Consider the following 23,278-nt stretch of genomic DNA (forward strand, 5'->3'; position numbering starts at 1 on the left):
GAGGGCATAGATATGGAAGTGGCCTTGCGTATGTCTGATTTTCCTTTGTTATCGCTCATAATATGGCTTCCGGTAGTAGGGTCAGCTATTCTTCTGGCCTTACCCAGAAATGACCGCCTTATTCGCTGGTTTACTCTGACCGTAGCCGTTGCTGACTTTTTGGCTTCTCTTCCCTTGTTTTTCTCCTTTGACAAAAGTTTTCCAGGGATGCAATTTGTAGAAAAACATTCCTGGATTAAGGCCTGGAATATCTCTTACTTTCTAGGGGTTGACGGTATAAGCGTACTTCTGGTGCTTCTTTCCACATTGGTAACTATTCTTTGTGTCTTGATTTCCTGGGAGTCCGTAACCGAGAAGGTCAAGGAGTTTCATATCGCCCTCCTTTTGACTTCAGCGGCCATGATTGGCGTTTTTTGTTCGCTTGATTTGTTCCTCTTTTATCTTTTCTGGGAGGCCATGCTTATCCCCATGTATCTGATAATTGGTATATGGGGTGGGCCTAATAGACTTTACGCCACCATTAAGTTTTTCCTTTATACCCTGGTGGGTTCCGTATTGATGCTAGTCGGGATTATTTTTCTCTATCTCAAGGCCGGAACTTTCAATATCCTTGAGATAATGAACCTTGGTCTTCCTTACAAGATGCAGTTCTGGTTATTCTGGGCTTTCTTTGCCGCTTTTGCAGTTAAAGTGCCCATGTGGCCGGTGCATACCTGGTTGCCAGACGCTCACACCGAGGCCCCCACGGCTGGCTCTGTAATCCTTGCTGGTATCCTTATTAAGATGGGAGCTTATGGTTTCCTTCGTTTTTCACTTTCTTTCTTCCCTGTGGCCGCCAAGGAAATGATGATTCCCATGCTTTTGCTATCAGCCATCGCTATTGTTTACGGCGGTATTATCTGTTTGGCCCAAACAGACCTTAAGCGTCTTATTGCTTATAGTTCTGTGAGTCACATGGGTTTTATTACGTTAGGTATATTTTCTTTGAATGGTAACGCGGTAGAAGGGGCTATCCTTCAGATGATCAACCACGGCATCGTGACCGGGGCCCTCTTTATGTGTGTAGGCGTGGTTTATGATCGTACTCATACTCGAGCTATTAAAGATTACGGGGGGCTTGCCACGATAATGCCGGTTTATGCGGCTTTCTTTATGGTGTTTACGCTGGCTTCGGTGGGGCTTCCTGGTACTAACGGTTTTATAGGTGAATTCCTCGTACTTTTGGGAACTTTTGCTTCTAAAAAGTGGGCGGCGGTCCTTGGTACTACGGGTATAATTATTGGGGCGACTTACATGCTTCGTCTCTATCAGCAGGTATTTTTCCAGGAAGTTAATCCTAAAGTAGCTGGTCTTCCCGACCTGAAAATGAGGGAATTTATTGCCCTAGTCCCCATGATTATTCTCGTTCTCTGGATTGGTTTTTATCCAACACCTTTCCTAGGTTTTATGCATGAATCAGTGCGCTCTTTGCTTGACCATGTGCACAATGCTTCTGGTGACATAATGCCTGTTAGCGAAATCATAAAGGAGGGAATAAATGTGGTCATCCCTTCCTAGCTTCGTAGCGGTTTATCCTGAGATTTTGTTGGTAGTGGTGGCCAGTATCATGGCCTTGATTGATCGCTGGGTTAAGCTGAAAGATGTATTTGCCTGGATTACGGTGGCTACCTCTTTGCTGGCCTTGATTATGGTCTTTGCCGTGGAAGGAGCGGTGTTTGGTAATAGTTATGCGGCAGATACTTACGGCCTCTTTTTTAAGATGATTTTCCTCTTAGTTTTAATTATGGTTACGCTTCTTTCACCGGGCTATAACCGCATGGTTGGTATACATTTTGGAGAGTATTACGCGCTCCTAATGTTTGCGGTTACCGGTATGATGCTCATGGCCTCAAGTAAAGACCTTATCCTTCTTTTTCTTGGCCTTGAGCTTATGTCTCTTTCAGTGTACGTGCTAGCCGGGCTTCTTTATAGTGACTTGCGTTCCCTTGAAGGGGCCATGAAATACTTTTTACTAGGGGCTTTTTCTTCGGCTTTCCTCCTACTAGCCATAACTTTTCTTTATGGTCTAACAGGTACTACTTATATTGACGTTATAGCTAAAAAAGTCTTTTATCCTGGACTTGCTGACAATACAGCCCTTCTTTTGTCTGCGGCTCTTTTTGCCGTAGCCTTTGGTTTTAAAGTGGCTCTGGTGCCATTTCATATGTGGTCTCCTGATGCCTATGAAGGGGCTCCCACTTCGGTTACCGCCTTTATGGCTGTAGGCCCAAAAGCAGCAGGTTTTGCCGCCATGGGGCGGGTATTTGTAGAAGCCCTTTATAATGCCCGGGTTGATTGGGTGGAATTTCTGGTTCCGCTAGCTTTGGTGACTATGTTTGTGGGAGCAATTCTTTCTTTGGTCCAGACCAATATCAAAAGGCTTTTGGCCTATTCTTCTATAACAAATGCCGGTTATGCCGTGCTTGGTATTATTGCCGCCAGTCAAGAAGGTATGGCGGCCACTATGCTTTATCTTTTGCTTTATCTTTTTATGACTACAGGCGCTTTTGGGGTCGTTACGCTTTTCCGTCAAAAAGACTTTCTTGGCGAAGAAATAGCCGATTATCAAGGCCTTTCTAAAACTCACCCCTGGGTAGCTTTGGTAATGCTCATTTTTCTCTTTTCACTGGTGGGTATTCCTCCCACTGCAGGTTTTATCGGGAAGTTTTTTGTTTTTAAGGCTGCCTATCAGGCAGGTCATCATCTCCTGGTAATAGGAGCGGTTTTAGCCAGTGCCATTGCCGCATACCCTTACCTCCGTATCGTTATGCTCATGTACATGAAAGAGCCTGAAAAAGACCTAGCGGTCAACGTAACCCCTTATGTTTTTGCAGGTCTTCTCATTTCCGTGGTTGGCGTTTTGGTCCTTGGAGTTTATCCTGAGCCAGTTATTAATTTTGCGCGAGCCTGCTGTGCTGGCTTGATTCCTTAGGATAGTTTAAAATGGGCACGCTTGACCGTGCCCATTTTCCCTCTTATTTTCTATCTTCCGTTTTTAATGTATTCTCTAGCAAATTTATAGTGTCTCTTATGGAGGTTTTATGCCGCTAAAAAGTTACGTTTTGCGGGATCATCTAGGGATATTCACTATTGGTGAAATGATCAACAGGTCAGCCAAAGTTTACGGGCCTAAAAGGGCTTTAAGTGTATATCGTGATGGTAAATGGCAGCATCTCACTTATAGAGAACTTGGAAAAAGAGTAAATCTTTTGGCAAGGGCCCTTAGTGGTTTAGGGATAAAAAGGGGGCAATGTTGTGCCATCTTGGGGCCAAATTCACCTGAGTGGGGGCAGGCTTATCTTGCTATTACTAGCCTTGGGGCCATAGCCGTGCCCATTGATCCGGCTTTGAAGCCACACGAGTTTAAACATATATTGGAAGACACAGAAACCAAGGTGGTTTTTGTGGCCACTAAGTTCCTTGAAGATATACTTGAAATAAATGAAGACATATCTTTAAAGCACATAATTGTCCTCGATTCTCCTAAAGTTTCTAAGAAAAAAATATCAGGCTTTGAGGAATTTTTGCTTGAAGGGCAAAAAGCAAAAGGAAAAATCAAAGCCCCTAAACTCTCTGATGTAGCGGCTATCATTTATACTTCAGGAACTACAGGTAAGGCCAAAGGGGTAATGTTAACTCATGAAAATATTATGTCAGACGTAGCTTTAATTTACCAGGTGGTTGATTTAGTACCAGGAAATACCATCCTTTCAGTTTTACCTATCCACCACACATTAGAATGTACAGGTGGCTTTTTGTTACCCCTTTATGCCGGGTTAAATATTTATTACGCACGTAGCTTGAAATCTCGCGAAATTATCGAAGATTTGCGTACAGCTAAGGCTTCGGTAATGATAGGCGTTCCCCTTTTGTATCAAAAGATGTTAGAAGGCATTGAACGCAAGATAAAACAGGCTCCTTTGCCCAGGAAGACTTTGTTTAAAGGACTCTTGAAAGTAGTGGAGCTGGCTGAAAGAGTTGGTAAAGACGAAGAGGCAGCAAAAGCCCTATTTGCTAAGCTTCGTGAAAAAGCAGGACTTGGGCACTTAAAGTATTTTGTCTGTGGAGGGGCACCGCTTCCTCCTTTTGTGCCTCAAAAGTTTAAACGTTTGGGCATAAAAATTATTCAGGGCTATGGCCTTACCGAGGCTAGCCCGGTGCTTACTCTAAATCCCATTTTTAGGCCCAAGGCCACCAGTGTAGGGGTTCCTATCCCTCAGGTGGAAGTAAAAATAGATAATCCCAACGAAAGCGGTGTGGGAGAGCTTTGTTTTAAGGGGCCTATGGTAATGAAAGGTTATTATAAAAACCCCGAGGCCACTAAAGCAGTCATAGATGACGAGGGTTTTCTTCATACAGGAGACTTAGGTTATGTGGATGAAGAGGGTTATGTCTATGTATGTGGCCGGGCCAAGAACGTAATTGTAACTCCAGCGGGCAAAAACGTTTATCCTGAGGAAGTGGAGTTTGAGCTTGACCGTAGGCCTTTTATCCTGGAAAGCATGGTCTATGGGATTCCTACTGAGCGGGGCGGAGAAGAAGTAGCGGCGGTGATAGTGCCTGATTACGAAGAAATTGATCGCCATTTTTCTGGCAAGCAATTAAGCGAAGAAGACGTGCGAGACTTGATAGCCAAGGAAGTCAAAAGAGCCATGGAAAACGTGGCTACTTATAAGAGGGTGAAGCAGTTTGTTATCTGGGACGAAGAATTGCCAAAAACTTCTACCCGCAAAATTAAACGCCATCATGTCTTGCCCGTGGTGCTTAATATGGCAAAGCAGGCTAAATAATTAACAGCTAAAATTGGAACATCCCAAAGAGCCGGCTAGAAGTTTAACCACCAAAGATAGAGCGTTTGAGATGTGTTGATACCTCCTAATTTATAAGTGATAGAAAGAGGGCTTTTCAAAGGTATTTAAAAGTTTTATTTTGTCGAACATGAGTGAAAATTATCATGTGCCCCATAGATTGCCGCCATGGGTCCCCTGGTTTGCCTTTTTGGTAGGGCTCACCGGGGCCATTTCCCTAAGGTTAATTCTTATTGCCAAAGCTTACCGTCCAGAACTTATAACGGTTTTCTGGTATATAGGCGTACTTGGTAATATGTTATTTTTTATGTTTCGGGCTTACGTTACCGGCCGTCGCAAAAAAACCATTGAAGAACTGGACTTACTAAATAAACTCAAACACCGGCGTGAGCTTTCAGATGAGGATTTCGAAGCTTTGCAATATCTGGTAACAAGTATCAAAGTTTCCAAAGAAAGATGGAATTATTTCATTATATTTTTCTTTTCTATGCTGGCCATAATATGGGATTTATGGTTGAGGTTTAAGCCATGAGCATCAAAGAACGTTTGGAGATTATTCTTGAAAAAATTGCCAAGGCCGCAGACAAAGCGGGCCGAAAACCTGAAGAGGTAAAACTCCTTGGGGCTTCAAAAACTCAGCCTCCTGAAAAAATTCGCGAAGCCTTTGCGGCAGGCCTTTCCCTATTTGGCGAAAATTATGTGCAGGAGGCCAAGAAGAAAAAAGAGGCTTTGACTGATCTCCCTTTAACATGGCATCTAATAGGCTATCTTCAGCGTAACAAGGCCAAAGACGCTTTAAAGATATTTGACCTTATTGAGACTGTTGACCGAGAGGCTATTGCCACTGAACTTGAAAAACGCGCGGCCAGGCTTGAAAAAGTTGTCCCGGTTTTCATTGAAGTTAACGTAGGCGGTGAGGAAACAAAAGCAGGTGTTGCGCCTGAAGAGCTTCCAGCTCTGGTTGAATGTGTGCTAGGTCTTTCTCATCTTCGTCTAGAAGGCTTGATGACTATTCCTCCTTATCGAGAAGATCCTGAAGAAGTTAGGCCTTTTTTTGTCCGTTTGAGAGAACTCAAAGAAGACCTTGAGCGGCGTTTTCCTGAAGCCAAATTTCGCGAACTTTCTATGGGTATGAGCCACGATTTTCATGTGGCCGTAGAAGAAGGGGCTACTATTGTGCGGGTGGGGACAGCCCTTTTTGGCCCTCGCCCTAAAAAGTAACGTAATTCAGAGCAGTTTCACCTTGTTATAAAGTCCTGTGAGGGTTTCTCCCAGTACATTTTCACCACCCGCTCAACCACTCAACCACTCAACTTTTCTACAAACCTCAAGGCATCTTCTTTCATGTAAGTGTTATTAAAAAGCACCACTATCTGGGAGGCCTTAGTTTTAAGGAGCCAGTTTTTTAACTGATTTAGTTCTTCATCTCGGTAACGGTAGCTATAAATTAACTTGCCACGTTCGTCTTTTTGACCATGCAATCTTAGATAAAGAAAATCAAGCCGTGGAAAGAAATACTCTCGCAAATTTGGCCATAGAAACGGATCAAAAACCGGAATAACTCCCAGGGAAACGTTGAGTTCGTCAAGTAAATCTAAATCCTCCCAGCGGATTTCAATTCCTTGGGGACAGGCAAAAAATTTAGAAGCCTCATTGAAAAAATTTTTGAAGTTTTCTTTTTGAGAGCCACATGCGGCTGGCAGCTGAAACAAAATAAAATCCGCTAGGAGTTTTTCAGCGAGTTCTTTTGTTTTTTTAAGGTAATTCCTGGTAAAGTCATTAAATTTTAAACAACCCACCAAGTCTTTTATCTTTTTTCTTTCCTCTGGTCCGAATTCCGAGCGTTTCCAGGTGGGAGAATTAACGGGATGAGTAAAAAGCTGATGGACTTTGAAACTAACAAACGCCCCTTTTTCTTTCCCGATAGCGATATATTTATGCCAGTTTGAAACCTGTCTTTCTCCTGGAAATTTATAAAAGGTGGCGTTTATTTCCAAGGCAGAATAAGTATCAAAAAACTTTTTCCAGGAAACCACCTGGCCACAAGTTCCCACGTAAAATTTTTTCATCTTCGTCGTCCTCCCTGGATTGATTTTTTGCCCTGGATTGATTTTTTGCCTGTCCCTCCTAGGCAAAAAATTTTTCACTATTAAGATAATCATTCCATGAGAGCGGTTATTCAGCGGGTAAAGCAAGCTTCTGTCACCGTAGAAGGCCAGGAGGTGGCGGCTATTGGTCAGGGATTCCTGGTATTGGTAGGTGTTTCTAAAGAAGATACAATAAAAGATATTGATTATTTGGCGCGAAAAATCGTAAATTTACGCGTTTTTGAAGACGAAAAGGGCAAATTGAATCTCTCTTTAAAAGATATTTCAGGTGAAGTGCTTTTGGTTTCTAACTTTACTCTCTATGGGGATTGCCGTAAAGGAAATCGTCCATCTTTTGCTAAGGCTGCTCCGCCAGAGCTTGCCGAAAAACTTTATCTTTCACTAGCTGAGGCCATAAAAGCCGAAGGGGTTCCTGTAAAGACAGGAAAGTTCCGAGCCTACATGGAAATATCACTTATAAACGACGGCCCTGTCACTTTACTACTTGATAGTCAGAAGAGTTTCTAATGGAGTACCGAAAAGGCCAGAACTTATTTTTACACGTAAAGCTTGCCAGAGATAGCTTTTTATCACGGGAAAAATTGCAGGCCCTTAATCCTCTCTTTCTTTTTGAAGATCACGAAAAATTTATTTTGGTTTTTCCGGCAAATGACATAGATGATGTTTTAAAACGTCTCTCTTTTGCTTTCCCTCAAGCTGATATCCTTGAAACCGGTCTTTTCCCTACTGAAAAACCGGTAAGTGGCTATCGTCTTGCTTATACTGACGAACTTTCTATTGTTTCTCCTGGTGAAGGCGTTGAGCCCAAACCAGGAGAGCTTGTTATAAAGAGTGATCTTTCCTTTGGCAGCGGTTTTCACCCTACTACTTCATTATGCGTAGAGCTTTTAGCTTCAACTTTGAGAGAAAAACAGGCGATGAAAATTTTTGACCTGGGCACAGGAAGCGGCATCCTGGCTCTCTGTGCCGCTAAACTTGGAGCAAGAGCTGTTCTTGCTGCTGATATTGACTACCGCGCCACAGTCGAGGCCCGCCAAAATGTCCTGGCCAATGGCTATGAAGCACAAATTTTGGTGGTTCATGGTTCTTACGATTGCGCTCGCCCGGGTTTTTTTGACCTGGTTCTCGCTAACCTGACTATCAGTACTATTTTGACTATTGGTAAAGCCTTGCCGCCGCTTTTAAAACCAGGCGGCTCTCTTATCCTTTCGGGGTTTACTGCTGGCCAGATTGAAGAAGTAATGAACCTTTTTCCTGAGGGCCGTTTAGCAGCTCAAAAAGTCAAGGAAGGTTGGGCTGCCCTTAAAGTAAATTTTTTATAGACTACCTTGTTGCGAATTTGCGTTCCTGGCAGTGATACATTGGTAATTGGTTGCTGGAGTTGGTTGCGAGCAAACTGCTGAAAGATTTCTTTAACTTTTCTTTGGGACAGAGGGACTAAATCAAGCGAGCAAGCGAAGAGCCAGAAAGAGACTGGAAAGAAAAGGCAAAGTTAAGGTTTAGATATTTGAGGGAGCTTGCCAAGGAAAATTCTCGTCTGGCGGAAATTTTGCGTCAGTATAGACTTCTTTAAAATAAACTAGTAGCGCATTTTAAGAGTTTGGGTTAAGTTATTAGCGCCTTATGCGCAGGAGGCGGGAAATCCCCTCCTGGGCTTAAATTTATATTTAGGAGGTTTTGAAATGGCTTTTGACGCAGAGGTAAAAAAAGAAATTATTGAAAAGTTTGCCAGACACCCCAATGACACTGGCAGCCCTGAGGTGCAGATTGCTTTGCTTACTGCCCGCATCAAGCACCTGGAAAACCATTTTAAGATTCACAAAAAGGACCATCATTCTCGTCGTGGGCTTTTAAAGCTGGTTGGTCAGCGCAGGCGGCTGCTTAATTATCTCAAAAAGACTGACTTTGAACGTTACCGTAATATCGTTAAAGCACTAGGTCTTAGAGCTTAGTCTAAAAGGCGGACTCAAGTCCGCCTTTTTTATTTTGAACTCCCGACTTTACAAACAAAAAATAAACAAGAGGTGAAGATATGCACAAAGTAGAAAAAGAATTTGCCGGTCGTAAGTTTTCTCTTGAGACCGGAAAGGTAGCCAAACAGGCCCACGGGGCCATCTGGGCTACCTATGGCGACACCGTGGTTTTAGTTACGGTAGTGGCCTCAGAAGAAGCCAAAGATGTTGATTTTTTGCCTTTAAGCGTGGAATATCAGGAAATGTATTACGCCGCTGGGCGTATCCCGGGAAGTTATTTCCGCCGCGAAGTGGGAAAGGGTAGTGAAAAAGAAATTATCACCGCTCGGCTTATTGACCGTCCCATAAGGCCACTTTTCCCCAAGGGCTGGTGTTATGAAACCCAGATAATAGCCACGGTTCTTTCCCTTGATCCTGAAGTCGACCCTGATGTAGTGGCCATTACTGCGGCCTCAGCGGCGCTTGAAGTTTCGCACATTCCCTTTGAGGGCCCTATTGCGGCGGTAAGGGTAGGGCGCATAAACGGTGAGTTTGTCGTAAATCCGCCAGCTTCTTTCCTTAAACAGAGTGATATGAACTTGGTGGTGGTGGGTAGCGAAGAGGCTATTGTCATGGTGGAAGGTATGGCCAATGAAGTTCCTGAAGAGATTGTTCAAGAGGCCATCTTTTTTGCCCATGAACAAATTAAGCCCCTGTTAGCTTTACAGAAAGAACTAAAAGAAAAAGCTGGCAAACCCAAGATAGCTTTTGAAGAGCCAGCCGTTGATGAAGAGCTTAAGAAAAAGGTACGCGAGCTGGCCGAAGAAGGCTTAAAAGAGGTAATCACTACCGCCCAAAAAGTAGCTCGCAATAAGAGACGCAAAGAGGTCTTTAAGAAGGTTCTGGAGGCCCTTGGCGAAGAGGCTGTTGGTAGAGAAGCTGAAGTGAGAGAATATTTTGAAGAGTTTGAAAAGGAACTCCTTCGTGCCATGCTAATAAAAGAAAACCGTCGCATAGATGGCCGCGGCCCGGAAGATATTCGTCCCATTTGGGCTGAAGTATCAGTTTTGCCACGTACCCACGGCTCGGTAATTTTTACCCGTGGCGAGACCCAGGTGCTTACCGTAGCCACCCTGGGTAGCCCTGAGGAAGAGCAGCGCATTGACATGCCGGGTGAAGAAGTCTTTAAGCATTTCATCCTTCACTATAATTTTCCACCCTTTTGCGTAGGCGAGGTCAAGCCATTGAGAGGGCCATCGCGGCGGGAAATCGGCCACGGTATGCTGGCTGAGCGGGCCCTAACCCCTGTGGTGCCCAGCGAAGATGAATTCCCCTACACCATCAGAGTGGTCTCTGATGTACTTGAGTCTAATGGTTCTTCTTCAATGGCCACGGTTTGCGGGGCTACCCTTTCCCTTATGGACGCCGGAGTTCCCATTAAGGCCATGGTGGCTGGCATTGCCATGGGGCTTATCAAAGAAGATGACCAGGTGGTTATTTTAACTGATATTCTTGGCGACGAAGACCGCATGGGAGACATGGACTTTAAAGTGGCGGGTACGGAAAAAGGCGTCACCGCCCTCCAAATGGATATTAAAATTACCGGTATTACCCAGGACATAATGAGTCGGGCTTTGGCCCAGGCTAAAAAAGCCAGGTTTTTTATCCTAGAAAAAATGCGCGAAGTCCTTCCTGAGCCCAGGGAGAAGCTCTCTGCTTACGCGCCTAAAGTTCTCACGGTGACCATAAATCCAGAAAAGGTGCGTGACCTGATCGGCCCGGGAGGCAAGACTATAAAAGGCATAATTTCCGCTTGTGGTGACGTAAAAATAGACGTGGATGACAAGACCGGCGTAGTGAGGATTTATTCATCTTCGTCTGAGGCTGCGGAAAAGGCAGCCAAAATGGTAAAAGAAGTTACCCAAGAGGCCGAAGTAGGAAAGCTTTACCTAGGCAAGGTCACCAGAGTGGCTGACTTTGGCGCCTTTGTAGAGATTTTCCCTGGTACAGAAGGCCTGGTGCATATATCTCAACTTGATAATCGTAGGGTTAAAAACGTGACGGATATATTGAAAGAGGGCGATGAAGTCCTGGTTAAAGTTATTGATATTGATAAAATGGGTCGTATTAAACTATCCCGCAAGGCGGCCCTTTCTGAGTCTATTAAAGAAGTAGAAGCTACCGAAGAAAATAAAGAACAAGAATAAAATTATGGAGCAACCAAGATACCCGCTCAAACGGGTATCTTGGTTAAAAATAGCTTCTGCAAGCCTTAAATTTTTAGAGACCTTTGCAATTCAAGATAGAGATTGAGATCGCCACGGCGAGACTTTCCCCTCGCGAGAGTGTTACTTCGACTGCTGGCGCAGCCTCTTGAGTTATCAGCTTCTACTATCAGCTATCAGCTATCTACTATCGGCTACGTTGTCACTGCGAGCGAAGCGAAGCAGTCTCTGCACCAATAGCTATCTGCCATCAGCCATTTGCCATTTAGTTACTGCGAGGAGCCGAAGGAGATCCCTTCGCTGGCGCTCGGGACAGGGATTGCTTCGCCACTTCGTGGCTCGCAATGACTTTCTTTCGTTGTCACTGTGCGCCATTTTCCTTTCTGTTACTACGAGTCCCTTTTTCTTTGTCACTACGAGGAGCGCGAATGCGCGACGAAGCATCTCGTGCACCACCAGCCACAAGCCATCGTATGGGCGAAGCAGTTTCTTAAAAACATTTTACAAAGGAGGACGGCTAATTAACCTTGTTTTTCCTTCAAGTGAAGAAAACTTTCTGCCGATAAAAGAAAAGACTTCATTAAAAAAGGAGTGTAGATATGGCCACGGTGCTTGAAGCGCTGGTTTCTTCGGTAAGCGAAGTTATAAAGACTTATACCGGGCTTGAGCCTAAACCAGGAAAGGCCTTTGTGCGTACGGAGCCTACGGCCCTTGGAGAGGTCTCAGCGGTAAACGGGCTGGCTGGTTCGGGGTTTACGGGAATGCTTACCGTTACCTTTTCTCAGGAGTGTTTGTTCAAAATTCTTTCGGCCCTTTTTGGAAGTGAACCTGAAAGCTTAAATGACGAGGTTTGTGACGCGGCTGGTGAGCTTGCCAACCAGATCTGCGGAGCCTTCAGGCGGCGTTTTGAAGAGCAGGGTATTTCTCTTCAAGCGGCGGTGCCGGTAATTGTTACGGGTAAGGGGCATTCTATAACGCCTCTTTGTGCCAGCCAGCGCATGGCCATACCTTTTGAAGTTGACGGTACCAAGATGGTCGTAGAGCTTTGCCTTGATAAAAAGTCCAAAACTTAAGGAGAAGGGTCTCGCACCAGAGGCCAGGTTTCTGGTGGGGTCCCTTCTCCCACGGCTTTGCCCAGCGCATAGGCCTCTTTGAGGGCGCTTGGGTGTTTTTTAATGTCTCCTTTTTTTTCTATGCCCCGGTAAAAAAGCCCGCCTTCATAGCGGGCGTAAACCGCGTCAAAAAAGTATCTTATAACTCTTTGGGCGCCTTCAAAGAGCTTTTTGCCTTTGGTAGCCCCGAGAGAAAGAAATATCCCCTGTTTTTCACGGCCAAAGGGAGGTTCTTTTTTGAGAACGTATTTACACACCCAGCGGGCCTGGCTTCGTTCCACCAGGGCCTGGGTGCGTGAAGATATGTTGTAAAAAAAGATAGGCGAGGCCATGACTATTACGTCAGCAGCATCAATTTTGGGGTAAATGTTTTTCATGTCATCAGAGATTACACATTCACCAGTGTCATCACATTCGCCGCATTCTATACAGGGGCCAATCTCAACGCGATATAAATATATTTTTTCAATGATGGCTCCTGCTTCCTCCGCTCCTTTTAAAAAAGAATCCAGGAGTAAATCTGTGTTACCGCCTATTCTAGGACTACCCTGAAAGGCCAAAATTTTCATTTTGTTATCTACTTTCCATATATTTTTCTAAGTTATTCATCAGGTTAAAAAATTCTTTTAAAGTTTTGGAGTCTTGTGGCGCTCGAATTTTTCCTTTTTCAATAACCAATATTTTTTCTCCTAAGGATATAGCCTCAAATGGATCATAGGTTACGTGGAGTATAGTTAGTTTAAATTTTTCATGAATTTTCTTTAAGAATTTTACTAGTTTTACTTTTAAATCAAAGTCAAGGCTGGATAGAGGTTCATCAAGAAGAAATATCTCTGGTGTTGAAAGAATAGCCCTGGCCAGAGCAACTCTTTGTTTTTCTCCTCCACTCAGTACGCGTGGTTTTTTATCTATAAGCTTTTCCAAGCCAAATTCTTTAACTATGTCCTTTATAAAGAAATTATTCGGCTGTTTTCTTTTGCACCTAAACGGATATTCCAGGTTTTGTCTTACAGTCATGTGAGGGAACAATCCCAGGCTTTGGGGTAGATAGACCACAGGTCTATCCTCTGGGGGCAAAGGGGTGAGATCTTTTTCGTTATAGATTATCTTCCCTTGGTCTGGCAGTTCAAAGCCTGCAATTAACCGCAAAGTCAGGCTTTTGCCCGCTCCACTTGGGCCAAGAAGGATGCTGTAACTTCTTGGGTTGATAGTGAATTGGGCTTTCAGTTCAAAAGATGGATATTTTTTCTTAACATCGACTTTCAGCATATCGTTTGCTCAAATAGAAAAGGACAAAAAAGAGTATTAAGGAAACTACTATTACAAGCACTGTTACAGGCCTGGCCGAGGTGAGGCCATACTGTTCAAATCGATCAAGCATGATAATAGGCGCTGTTTTAGGATAATAAGCGATAACCAGCAAAGCGCCTACTTCGCTAATACTTCTTGCAAAGGCAAGTACTGCTCCTCTTAAAATAGCGGGAAAGGCTAGCGGAAGAGTTATATGCCAAAATGTGTAAGAAGGAGAAGCTCCAAGACTGCGGGAGACCATTTCAATATCCTCTTCTACGTTATCAAACCCGGTTATGGCTGCGCCTATTACAAAAGAAAGGCTGACAAAAAGCATAGCTATTATTACGCCGTAAATGGTATCTGTAAAAGTGATGTGGAATAAAGAAAAAAACTTCCCGACAGTAGTCCTAGGATTAAGAAGGGAAAGCAAGGCTATTCCTGCGGCTACGTGAGGAATAGCCACTGGAAGGTTTATTATGCTTTCAACAAAAGACTTTCCTTTAAATTCAGATCTGGCTAGCAGATAAGCTAGGGGCACCCCTAAAAGACAACCCAAAATAGTGGCCCACAAGGCGCCCCATAGCGAAGTGAAAATAGCTTTCCAAACAGCTTGATCTTTTAAAGTTTCAATTAGTCTTTCTGCAGAAACTTTTATAAATATGTGTAGAATAGGCGCAATTATAAACAATAAGCAAATTATGCCTATAATCCAGAAAAATTTGGTTTTAAAACTTTTTTGAAACCTTATCATATTTTCAGTATTTATTTTGTGGAGAAGGTATTGGGGGCGTTACCCCCAATACCTCTTTTATTCTGCTTTTATTTCCTCAGCCGGGAAGATAGGTGTTTGATAACACTTTTCAAGGATTTCTTTGCCTTCTTTTCCGGTAACAAAGTCTTCCCATAACTTAGCTTCTTTAGGATGTGGAGCGGTTTTTAAAGCAGCTATTCCGTAAACAATGGGTTTTCCTTTAATTAACTTACCATTGGCCAGTCTGATTTTACTTTTTGCGTAAAAATCTTTTTCTTTAATGCTGCTTAAATTAATAGCTTCAGGTAGCTCTATGTACTTTAAGTGATGCTGTAAAACTACGCTCTTGTAGAGGAAAAGATAATCAATGGCTCCGCTTTCTAAAAGAGCAACTAAATCTACTTCTTTAGGCCTGATAATAAGCTTTTCCGTATTTATTTTTAATTCCTTTGGAGCGATGAATAGAAGACTATCTTCTGTTTTTTTTCATTTAATATTTGTATTTTTGCCCAAAAGGTTTTCAAGAATAGCAGGGTTTTTATAGTGAAGAGAAGCAAGCCCAATACTTATAACGGTTCTATAACCGCACGGGTCTTCATTTGGATTAGAGAACCCGAATTTTACTCCCGGCTTGGTAAGGATCTCATACCAATTGTTTGAATTTATTTCATTTGCGTATTTTGAGTCTTTAGTGAAGCAAAGTACTAGTTCATTTTTGGCAAAGAGTTTTACATGATCTGCATATTTGGGAAACATCATTTTAGGAATAAGGGTATAGTCTGCTACGGCTACTACATCACAAGGTTTGTGAAGTTCTATTACTTTTCTTACTGCTCTAACACTACCACTTGACTCTCTTTGAACGTCAATATATGGGTATTTCTTTTCAAAAGCTTCTTCCGAGACCTTTGCAAAATTTGTTGAATAGTAATATTTCTCATGATAAATCTACTTAAAAACTAAAGGAGCTACATTTATGTTCAGAGAAAACAATACAAATCTAACTATAGGCGAACATCTTATCTATCAAAACTTGCCTGATGACATCTTGGCTCGTATCAATAAACTCATCAATTGGGATCCTTTTCAACAAATCCTCGCTTCTCTTCATCCTTCTAAAGTTGGACGCAAGGCTTATAACCCCGTCCAGATGCTAAAAATCCTCATCATTCAACAAATCTACGGCCACTCTGACCCGGAAATGGAACTTATGCTCAAAGGCAACCTCTTCTACCGTCGCTTCCTTGGCCTCTCTGCTATTGACCCCGTTCCTGACTACTCTACTATATCTCGCTTCCGTTCTGATCTCAAATCCTTGAACCTTTATCGTAGGTGCTTTGAAGAACTTAAACGGCAGCTCGCTCAGAAGGGTTTTGAACTTCGCTCTGGCAAAATCATTGATGCTCGTCTGGTTAAAGCGGCTAGACGTCCTGGCAAGGATGATGATGCCTCTTTTATCAAAAAAGGCAAAAAGACTGTCTACGGCTACAAAGACCATATTGCTATTGACGTTAAAAATGAGTTTGTTTCAGAGTTCGTTTGCACACCAGCTAACGTGCACGATTCCCAAGTTCTTGATGAATTACTTGAAGGAGAAGAGGCAAGTGTTTTTGCAGATAAAGCTTATGATAAGCAAGAGTTAAGGAGGAGGTGTCGTAAGAAGGGGATATTTTGTGGAGTTTTAGCAAAGGCCAGGAGGAATAGGCCCCTTTCGGCCAGACAGAAGAAGAGGAATCGAATTTTTTCTCGTATAAGGGCCAAGGTAGAGCGAGTATTTGGCATTTTTTCCTTACATCTTCAGAGGGAGAAGGCGAGATATGTGGGACTATTTGCCAACGAAATTCATTTATTTTTAACCTGTTTTACGTATAATCTTTTGAATTTAGCGTGGCAGACGAGGAGAAAGGAGGCGATTTAGAAGGAAAAATTGAATAGATAAAAGATAATAGGATAATACTGCGATGAAGGAGGAAATAATAAGGAAAATATGATTAAAACCTGTAAAAATTAAGAAATTTTGAAGGAGAAGAGAAAAGCAAAAGGGATAGAAATCAGAAATTTTTGCTTTAATGGCCAAAACGGAGAATAGAAAACAAAATTAAAATTATTTTTTTCAAAGGTCTCTCTTCCATTTTAGCGAAAGGAACAGAGAGACTCCCTGCGTGAAAAACTTTTAAAGTTATTTTCTCCGCAAAAGCATTCCTGCTTAAACATACGGAACCAAATAAGCATACACAAAACAGGAAAAATAAAAGAACCAAGTATTTCATGCTACCCTCCTTTTGGCTTTTTAAATTTGAGCGTTTTTGGATGAAAAAGTGTCATCGCTGGCATAATAGCCAAAGCGAAGTAACCCTCGCTGTTACGGCGAGGCCCCGTTTCCCTTTTTCGTCATTGCGAGCCACGAAGTGGCGAAGCAATCCAAGAGATCCCTTCGCTGCGCTCGGGACAAAGATTGCTTTGGGACTACGCCCCTCGTATGACTGCAATTGTCGCCTTTTTAAGATTGTTTCAGAATTACTAAAACGATTATCATAAAATGTCAATATAAGCTAATTTAGGAAATTTTTTAGAAAATTAAAATTTTTAAATACCTAAAATTACTGCAAATTACTATTAATCTGGTAGGGTTTTAATGTCCCTGGTTTCCGCTTAAGCGGGAGTCTGTCTGCAGAGGCAACCTCTTATATGACCTAGAGCCTGAATATTTTTTCATTCATTGGGTTAAGTGATCGGGACATGAGTTGGTTTTTGTTTTTGTGTCTTTTAAAATGAAATTACATAAGTAAGGTATATAAGTAAGGAGGCCGTTATGGAACTAAAGATTACCATTTTAGTAGAAAATAGTGTTATCTATCCTTTTGATGTATTGGGAGAACATGGATTTAGTGTGTTTATAGAAATGAAAGATTTCAGTTTTTTATTTGATACCGGGCAAGGAAAAGCTCTGATAAACAATTCTTTAGCATTAAAAAAAGATTTAAGGACTATAAAGTTTCTTTATCTTTCCCATGGCCATTATGATCATACAGGAGGGTTAGTAGAGCTTCTTAAGGTAAAATCTCCTCTGGATATTTATGCTCATCCTGACATATTTCTTGAACGCTACTGGATCAAAGAAGATATAAAAAAGTATATAGGAATACCTTTCCCTAGATTTTATTTAGAAAACTTAGGTGCCAAATTCGTTCTTCATAGAGAATTTCAAGAAATTGCACCAAACGTATTTTCCTCTGGAGAAGTAAAAAGAGAAACACCATTTGAAAAGATAGACAAAGAAATGAAGAAAAAAGTAGAAGGTCAATTGGTTCAAGATGATATTCTTGATGACTATTCTTTAGCTATTAAGACTAAAAAAGGACTTGTGATTATCCTTGGTTGTGCCCATTCAGGTATGGTTAATGTTATAAATCATTTTGTGCAGCAAACGGGTATTGACCAAATATATGCTGTTATAGGTGGTACTCATCTGGGGTTTGCCGATGAGGAGCAACTCGAAGAGACAATTAAAGTTTTAAAAGATTACGAAATTGCCAAATTAGGTGTTTCTCACTGTACAGGGCTTACCGCTTCCGCCAAAATCTTTAATAGTTTTAGGGAAAAGTTCTTCTTTGCTTCAGTAGGTGCAGTGCTGGAAGTGTAATACTAATACTTTTTGTTGCTTTCTTTTAAATGTGTTAAATACTCGTACATGCCTGGCCAGGATACTTTCGCCATAAAAGTGGAAAATCTGGTTAAACGCTACGGGGTTATAACGGCCCTTAAAGGTATATCCTTTACCATCAAATCAGGGGAGCTTTTTGCTCTCCTTGGCCCTAACGGAGCTGGGAAAACTACTACTATTCGAATCCTCTGTGGTCTTACCAGGCCTACCGGAGGTCAGGCCTTTTTTTATGAAGTAGATGTTTTTAAAGAGCCAATTCAGGCCAAAAAAATGGTAGGGCTTGTCCCTCAGGCCATTAACCTTGACCTGGAATTAACCCTTAAGGAAAATCTCCTTATTCATGGTCTTCTTTTTGGCTTAAGTCGTGAGCAAATTCGTAAACGCTCTTACGAACTATTACGTTTTGCTGAACTCTGGGATAGGGCTAATGAAAAAGTCAAAACCCTTTCTGGGGGTATGAGAAGAAGGCTACTTATCATAAGGGCTCTTCTTCATCAGCCACGAATTCTCTTTTTAGATGAACCTACCGTAGGGCTTGACCCTCATATCAGGCGCAAATTGTGGGGGCTTATAAAAAGCATTCAACAGAAGGGTACAACTATTTTGCTAACCACCCATTACATAGAAGAAGCGGAATTCCTGGCCGATCGGGTAGCTTTTATAAACGCCGGTCGTTTGGTGGCTATAGATACCCCTCAGGCCCTTATGAAACAGCTGGGGGAATATGCTGTGGATATTGTCCGAGGAACAGAACTCGAGACCAAATTTTTCCCCGACCGTAAGGCAGCCGAAGAATTTAGCTTGAAACTTTCAAATGAAGTTGAGTCTGTTATCCTCAGACGCATAAACCTTGAAGACGCCTTTGTGTATTTTACTGGACGTAAAGTATGAAAGGTTTTCTGGCTGTTTATTTGCGAGAGCTTTTTATTATCTGGCATCGTCTGCCACGAATGCTACTTTCTTTTTCTGTTTCTCCTATTCTTTATCTAGTTGCCTTTGGTTTTGGTCTAGGGAAACACCTTGAAGTGGGAGGAAGACCTTATCTTGAATTTCTTATCCCAGGGTTGGTGGCCGCTTCTTCCATGACCCAGGGTTTTGGCATAAATGTAGAAATAAACGTGGCCCGTTTTTATCTAAAAGTTTTTGAAGAGTTTCAAGCAGCTCCTATTTCAAATCTGGCTTATGTGCTGGGAGAGATCCTGGCAGGGGTTACCCGGGCTTTTATTTCGGTACTCATAATAATCCTTGTCACTCTGGTAGCTGGAGTTTCCCTTAATTTCGGTTTTTATTTCTGGTTGGGCGTATTTCTAAACGCCTTTATTTTTGCCAGCCTGGGTGTGGCGTCAGCCATGTTAATCAAGGCACATTCTGACCAGGCCCTTATCAGTAACTTCATCATTACTCCTATGGTTTTCCTGGGAGGAACATTTTTTCCGGTAGAAAACATGCCCGGGCCTGTTCAATGGTTATTAAAGGCCCTCCCCTTAACCCATGCTTCTCACATGATAAGGTCAGCGGCTTACGGAGAGGGCCTTATACCGTCTTCCTTGGTTATTTTGTTAGTTCTTTCTGTTTTAGGCCTGGTTTTGGCCTATCGTTCTGTTGATAAAGCCAGAGATTAAGCTTCTTTAAGTTTTTGAGCTAAGTAATGTAAGAGCACACGCGGATGATCTATCGGTCCTTCGTGCTCACGCACTATATTGTCTAGGGCCTTACCGTCAACGACGAGTCCTGCCAGCCGCTCAGCTACTTCTTCAGGGTCAGCCGGCCAGGATAGACCCTTAATACGTACCAGGACTTCGGCTGGCCAGCCTACTCCGAGAACTTTAGCGCTTTCTTGAAGCACAGCCGAGAAGAAAACCAGGGCATCTCGGCCTTCTTTTATCTCTTTGTAAGCCAGCTTGGCCAGGCCGCCTGCCGTATGGGCTCGGGGAGTTTTTTCCTGAAGCTCTCCCTCAAGCTTCTTTAAAACCAGTTCAGGCTCCGCTCGCAAAATATTGCGTACGGTTTGGCGGGTAAGACCTAGAAATTCGGCGATGTCATCTTCGGTTTTAAAGGCTTCTTCGGCCAGTACTATGGCGTAAGAGGCCTCCATCAAGCTGGTAATCCAGGTAAGGTTGCGATATTCAATCAACTTACGCGGGCCACCTATGATCTCAAGGGCCTTTAAAAAAACCCTTATGGCCATGGCATCTACGTCAAACTCTTTGATTTCTTGCGGTCCAATTATTACTGGCATATTCCACCTCCTGATATGCTTTTTGCTATAAAAATGGGCACGATTTTAAAAAAAGCCAGCCTTAAATTTGATTTCGCTAGCTTTCGGTTAACACACTAACAGATGGCGGGGACAGGCAAAAAAGAAAAAATTGCCTGTCCCTAAATTTGTTCTATATTATGGGCATGAAAACTCTTGTTAATGATTATTCCCTTTTAGAAATTGCCAGGCAAAAAAAACATCATCTGCCTGATGGCCGTTTTAAAAACCCCTGGTTGCCTTATGAAGCTCCAAAGCTTGCCAAAATATTTAAATGGAAGCTTTCTCATTTAGTCACTAAAGAAAATAATCATATTCCCGTTATTTATCCGTCTCCAGGGCTTCTCCAAGAAACTGAAGGGCCAATTATCTCTTTTCTGGCCCATAACACCGTTTTTCTAAGGCTTGGAGGGAAGAACTTTCTTTTTGATCCTATTTTTGGCAACATAAGTGGTATTATCAAAAGGCACACTCCGCCTCCGATATTGCCCGAAAAGCTTCCTCCTATTGACTTTGTTATATATAGCCACGCCCACCGTGACCATTTAGATCTTCAAAGCTTACAAAGGCTCCCTGGAAATCCCAAAGTTATAACGCCGCTCAAGTTTTCCCTTTACCTAAAAAATTCCAATCATGAACTCGACTGGTTTGACGAATACGAAGAGGCGGGGTTTCTCATCAGGGCTGTGCCCGTGCAACACTGGTCCAAAAGAAACATAGGCGATACAAACCTTGCCCTCTGGGCCGGGTTTATCATAGAAACGCCAGGTTTTAAGGTCTTTTTCGGTGGTGATACCGGTTATTTTTTCGGATTTAAAGAAATAGGAGATCTTTTCGGCCCGTTTGATTTAGCTCTGGTCCCGGCAGGGGCTTATCTCCCGCGAGAGTTAATGAGGCCCTTTCACTTAAGCCCAGAGGAAGCTGTTAAAGTTTGTATGGACATTAACGCCAAGTTTGGCATGCCAATCCATTGGGGGGCTTATAAGCTTGGCGACGAAGCCCTTGATGATCCTCCTAAACTCTTTAAAAAATACGCCTTAAACAGAGGGTTTAAACCCCTGATTATTTATCCTGGTGAAGTGGCTTATATAGAAAACGGAAAGCCTTTTTTTCTCACTTCTTGAAAAGATGGCTAACTGCTAAAAGGCCTCTTACGGTGTTTCCCACAAAGATTTTTTCTGCCTGGTAAAGGTCGGCTAGGTAGAGTTCTTTTTCATAAGCTTTGCCGGCGCTTAAAAGGCTTTCCCGCAAAACCCCTGGCAAAAGGCCAAGTTTAGCTGGCGGGGTATATAATTTGCCGTTAATTTGCAGAAAAATGTTTGAAATAGTCCCTTCAAGCAGTCTTTCTTTTTCGTCGTAAAAAACTACTTCAAAGAGGCCATTTTTTTTAGCAAAATCCTGCCAGCGATTGAACCAATGGCGATAAGTTGTTTTATGTAGAAGAAATTTTTTAGGTGGTACGTAGTCTTTTTTTACCAGCGCAATTTTTATTTCTTTCGGAGGCGAGGGTAGGGGGTAAGCCTCAAGCTTTAAGCGCCCGTCTTCTCTTAAGAGCAGACGAAGTTTTGCCGGTTTATCAAGAGTTTTAAAAACCTCTTGAAGAAGCGCTAAAAGGGCCTTTTCATCTAGAGGGAAACCAAAATAAGCAGCCGAGGTTTTAAGGCGTGAGAGATGAAAAGAAAGGAGTTTTACGTCTTCTCCTGGATCAAATCTTATTGTTTCTATTAATTCAAAATAGGGGGCCTTGTCTTTTAAAAATTTGGCCTTAAGAAGGCTTTCTTCGTATTCTTTTTCCGGATTACTATCCCAGACAATTCCCGAACCTATGCCGAACTCCCCTTGGCCTTGACTCAAAGCCAGGGTGCGAATAGCCACATTAAAAACCATCTCTTTTTGAGGAGAAATAAAGCCAATGGCTCCTGTATAAACGCCTCTTGGTTCGGTTTCGAGTTCAGAAATTATCTCCATGGTGCGGATCTTTGGAGCGCCAGTTACCGAGCCACACGGAAAAAGCGCCTTGAATATGTCTAAAAGACTAAAATTTTTAAGCTTTCCTTTGACGGTTGAAGTCATTTGCAAAACGGTTTCATATTTTTCCACTTCAAATAGTTTGGGCACCCATACGCTCCCTTTTTCGCAAACACGGCCCAGGTCATTCCGCAAGAGATCAACAATCATTACGTTTTCCGCCTGGTTTTTGGTGTCAGAAGAGAGAAAAGCAGCAAGCTTTTCGTCTTCTGAAAGATTGTCCCCGCGGGAAGCCGTGCCCTTCATAGGCCTGGTGAAAATGTTTCCCTCTTTTACCCTGATGAAAAGCTCAGGCGAAAAACTCAGCACTTGAAATTCAGGCGTTTTTATAAGCGCTCCGTAAGAAACCCTTTGCTTGCGTCTCAGGGCCAGGTACCAGGATAGGGTGTCTCCCTTGAAAGAAAAATGATATTTCATGGTAAAGTTTACCTGATAGGTATCTCCTGAGGCAATGTAGCCTTTGATTTGCCTGATTTTTGAAATGTATTCTTCTTGAGCGAGAGAAAGTTTAAGATTTTGCAGTTCAGGCTCTTCGGCCTCGCCAAAACAAACTCCTTTAGCCTCAAAGATTTGCGGATGTTTAAAGGCCGCGAGAAATACCAGCGGCAAAAAATGAGGCTCTTTATAACAGGAAGTCAGTTTTTTATCCAAAAAGTAGCCGAACTCATAGGAAAAAAAGCCTGCCAGCCATAATCCTTCTGAAAGGGCCTCCTCAAGTTTGCGGAAAAAAACTGCCAGATCATCTCCCGGTTTAAATAGGAGAATTTTAACTGGGTCAATAAAATAAAAATGCCTGTTTTCTTCGCCGCTAACCCGAGATGTGTCTAAAAACACCAGAAAATCTCGCTTATAGCCTTCCTTAAGAAGACTTTTTAGATCCAAAAGATTTGAAGGTTCAAATTCTTTAATAAAAAAAGGAGTATTTAGGTTTTCCCTGGTCCGCATAGTTTTAGTCTAACAATCAGAAATTTAATAATCCGAGCGTTTTTTAGGTAATAAAATATCATCGCTGATGTAATCGCTAAAGTGAAGTAATCTTTA

General features: G+C 42.5%; 21 protein-coding genes and 1 pseudogene. 15 read left to right on the top strand and 7 right to left on the bottom strand.

Annotated elements, in window-relative coordinates:
- Positions 1–12: 12 nt before the first annotated feature.
- The 5 genes from THEIN_RS08325 (at position 13) to THEIN_RS08345 (ending at position 6,068) form a co-directional block, all read left to right on the top strand.
- On the top strand, positions 13–1,557 hold the full coding sequence (locus THEIN_RS08325) for an NADH-quinone oxidoreductase subunit M (protein ID WP_013908236.1): 1,545 nt from the start codon (positions 13–15) through the stop codon (positions 1,555–1,557).
- Entirely contained in the window at positions 1,538–2,971 is a 1,434-nt protein-coding gene (locus THEIN_RS08330) for an NADH-quinone oxidoreductase subunit N (RefSeq protein ID WP_013908237.1), read from the top strand. The genes THEIN_RS08325 and THEIN_RS08330 overlap by 20 nt, the downstream gene beginning before the upstream one ends.
- 109 nt (positions 2,972–3,080) lie before the next feature.
- Positions 3,081–4,829 (top strand): AMP-dependent synthetase/ligase, encoded by a 1,749-nt coding sequence (locus tag THEIN_RS08335; protein ID WP_013908238.1) that lies wholly within the window; start codon positions 3,081–3,083, stop codon positions 4,827–4,829.
- A gap of 148 nt (positions 4,830–4,977) precedes the next feature.
- Complete coding sequence (locus THEIN_RS08340) at positions 4,978–5,379, top strand: hypothetical protein (protein WP_013908239.1); 402 nt, start codon at positions 4,978–4,980, stop codon at positions 5,377–5,379.
- Positions 5,376–6,068 (top strand): YggS family pyridoxal phosphate-dependent enzyme, encoded by a 693-nt coding sequence (locus THEIN_RS08345; protein WP_013908240.1) that lies wholly within the window; start codon positions 5,376–5,378, stop codon positions 6,066–6,068. Before THEIN_RS08340 ends, THEIN_RS08345 begins: the two co-directional genes overlap by 4 nt.
- A gap of 80 nt (positions 6,069–6,148) precedes the next feature.
- Here THEIN_RS08345 and THEIN_RS08350 read toward each other — a convergent pair whose 3' ends face one another.
- Complete coding sequence (locus THEIN_RS08350; RefSeq protein WP_013908241.1) at positions 6,149–6,916, bottom strand: DUF72 domain-containing protein; 768 nt, start codon at positions 6,914–6,916, stop codon at positions 6,149–6,151.
- Positions 6,917–7,012: 96 nt separating this feature from the next.
- Here THEIN_RS08350 and dtd point away from each other — a divergent pair, with 96 nt between their 5' ends.
- The 5 genes from dtd (at position 7,013) to THEIN_RS08380 (ending at position 12,205) form a co-directional block, all read left to right on the top strand.
- Positions 7,013–7,462, top strand: a complete 450-nt coding sequence (dtd, locus tag THEIN_RS08355; RefSeq protein ID WP_013908242.1) for a D-aminoacyl-tRNA deacylase — start codon at positions 7,013–7,015, stop codon at positions 7,460–7,462.
- A complete protein-coding gene (locus THEIN_RS11715; RefSeq protein WP_013908243.1) occupies positions 7,462–8,277 on the top strand; it encodes a 50S ribosomal protein L11 methyltransferase in 816 nt (271 codons plus the stop codon). The genes dtd and THEIN_RS11715 overlap by 1 nt, the downstream gene beginning before the upstream one ends.
- Positions 8,278–8,637: 360 nt before the next feature.
- Positions 8,638–8,907: a 30S ribosomal protein S15 gene (gene rpsO, locus THEIN_RS08365; RefSeq protein ID WP_013908244.1), complete on the top strand. Its 270-nt coding sequence runs from the start codon at positions 8,638–8,640 to the stop codon at positions 8,905–8,907.
- Positions 8,908–8,987: 80 nt separating this feature from the next.
- Positions 8,988–11,114, top strand: a complete 2,127-nt coding sequence (gene pnp, locus THEIN_RS08370) for a polyribonucleotide nucleotidyltransferase (RefSeq protein ID WP_013908245.1) — start codon at positions 8,988–8,990, stop codon at positions 11,112–11,114.
- A gap of 617 nt (positions 11,115–11,731) precedes the next feature.
- Complete coding sequence (locus THEIN_RS08380) at positions 11,732–12,205, top strand: chemotaxis protein CheX (protein WP_013908246.1); 474 nt, start codon at positions 11,732–11,734, stop codon at positions 12,203–12,205.
- Here THEIN_RS08380 and THEIN_RS08385 read toward each other — a convergent pair.
- The 4 genes and pseudogenes from THEIN_RS08385 to wtpA all read right to left on the bottom strand — a co-directional run bounded on the left by THEIN_RS08385 (position 12,202) and on the right by wtpA (position 15,236).
- Positions 12,202–12,813 (bottom strand): flavodoxin family protein, encoded by a 612-nt coding sequence (locus tag THEIN_RS08385; RefSeq protein WP_013908247.1) that lies wholly within the window; start codon positions 12,811–12,813, stop codon positions 12,202–12,204. The two genes, THEIN_RS08380 and THEIN_RS08385, sit on opposite strands and share 4 nt — an antisense overlap.
- Before the next feature lie 4 nt (positions 12,814–12,817).
- A complete protein-coding gene (locus tag THEIN_RS08390) occupies positions 12,818–13,513 on the bottom strand; it encodes an ABC transporter ATP-binding protein (protein ID WP_013908248.1) in 696 nt (231 codons plus the stop codon).
- Entirely contained in the window at positions 13,494–14,108 is a 615-nt protein-coding gene (locus tag THEIN_RS08395; RefSeq protein ID WP_217125037.1) for an ABC transporter permease, read from the bottom strand. The genes THEIN_RS08390 and THEIN_RS08395 overlap by 20 nt, the downstream gene beginning before the upstream one ends.
- Before the next feature lie 237 nt (positions 14,109–14,345).
- Positions 14,346–15,236 (bottom strand): annotated as a pseudogene (gene wtpA / locus THEIN_RS12390) (tungstate ABC transporter substrate-binding protein WtpA).
- A 28-nt stretch (positions 15,237–15,264) separates the two neighbouring features.
- Between wtpA and THEIN_RS08405 the strand changes: the two are divergent.
- The 4 genes from THEIN_RS08405 (at position 15,265) to THEIN_RS08425 (ending at position 19,574) form a co-directional block, all read left to right on the top strand.
- Positions 15,265–16,206 carry an IS5 family transposase gene (locus THEIN_RS08405; RefSeq protein ID WP_013907740.1) on the top strand — a complete coding sequence of 314 codons (942 nt, stop codon included), beginning with the start codon at positions 15,265–15,267 and terminating at the stop codon, positions 16,204–16,206.
- Positions 16,207–17,100: 894 nt separating this feature from the next.
- On the top strand, positions 17,101–17,931 hold the full coding sequence (locus THEIN_RS08415) for an MBL fold metallo-hydrolase (RefSeq protein WP_013908251.1): 831 nt from the start codon (positions 17,101–17,103) through the stop codon (positions 17,929–17,931).
- 48 nt (positions 17,932–17,979) lie between these two features.
- Entirely contained in the window at positions 17,980–18,843 is an 864-nt protein-coding gene (locus tag THEIN_RS08420; protein WP_013908252.1) for an ABC transporter ATP-binding protein, read from the top strand.
- Positions 18,840–19,574, top strand: a complete 735-nt coding sequence (locus tag THEIN_RS08425; protein ID WP_013908253.1) for an ABC transporter permease — start codon at positions 18,840–18,842, stop codon at positions 19,572–19,574. Before THEIN_RS08420 ends, THEIN_RS08425 begins: the two co-directional genes overlap by 4 nt.
- On the opposite strand, the gene THEIN_RS08430 is transcribed toward THEIN_RS08425, so the two are convergent.
- The gene (locus THEIN_RS08430) at positions 19,571–20,191 is read right to left on the bottom strand and encodes a bacterio-opsin activator HTH domain-containing protein (protein WP_013908254.1); all 621 of its coding nucleotides are present in this window, start codon (positions 20,189–20,191) and stop codon (positions 19,571–19,573) included. The two genes, THEIN_RS08425 and THEIN_RS08430, sit on opposite strands and share 4 nt — an antisense overlap.
- A gap of 164 nt (positions 20,192–20,355) precedes the next feature.
- On the opposite strand from THEIN_RS08430, the gene THEIN_RS08435 reads away from it, so the two are divergent.
- Complete coding sequence (locus THEIN_RS08435; protein WP_169311166.1) at positions 20,356–21,333, top strand: MBL fold metallo-hydrolase; 978 nt, start codon at positions 20,356–20,358, stop codon at positions 21,331–21,333.
- Here the strand turns inward: THEIN_RS08435 and pabB are convergent.
- Positions 21,323–23,182, bottom strand: coding sequence for an aminodeoxychorismate synthase component I (gene pabB, locus THEIN_RS08440; protein ID WP_013908256.1), 1,860 nt, complete (start codon positions 23,180–23,182; stop codon positions 21,323–21,325). The two genes, THEIN_RS08435 and pabB, sit on opposite strands and share 11 nt — an antisense overlap.
- Positions 23,183–23,278: the final 96 nt, after the last annotated feature.

Source organism: Thermodesulfatator indicus DSM 15286, from assembly GCF_000217795.1.
GTDB classification, from domain to species: Bacteria; Desulfobacterota; Thermodesulfobacteria; order Thermodesulfobacteriales; family Thermodesulfatatoraceae; genus Thermodesulfatator; species Thermodesulfatator indicus.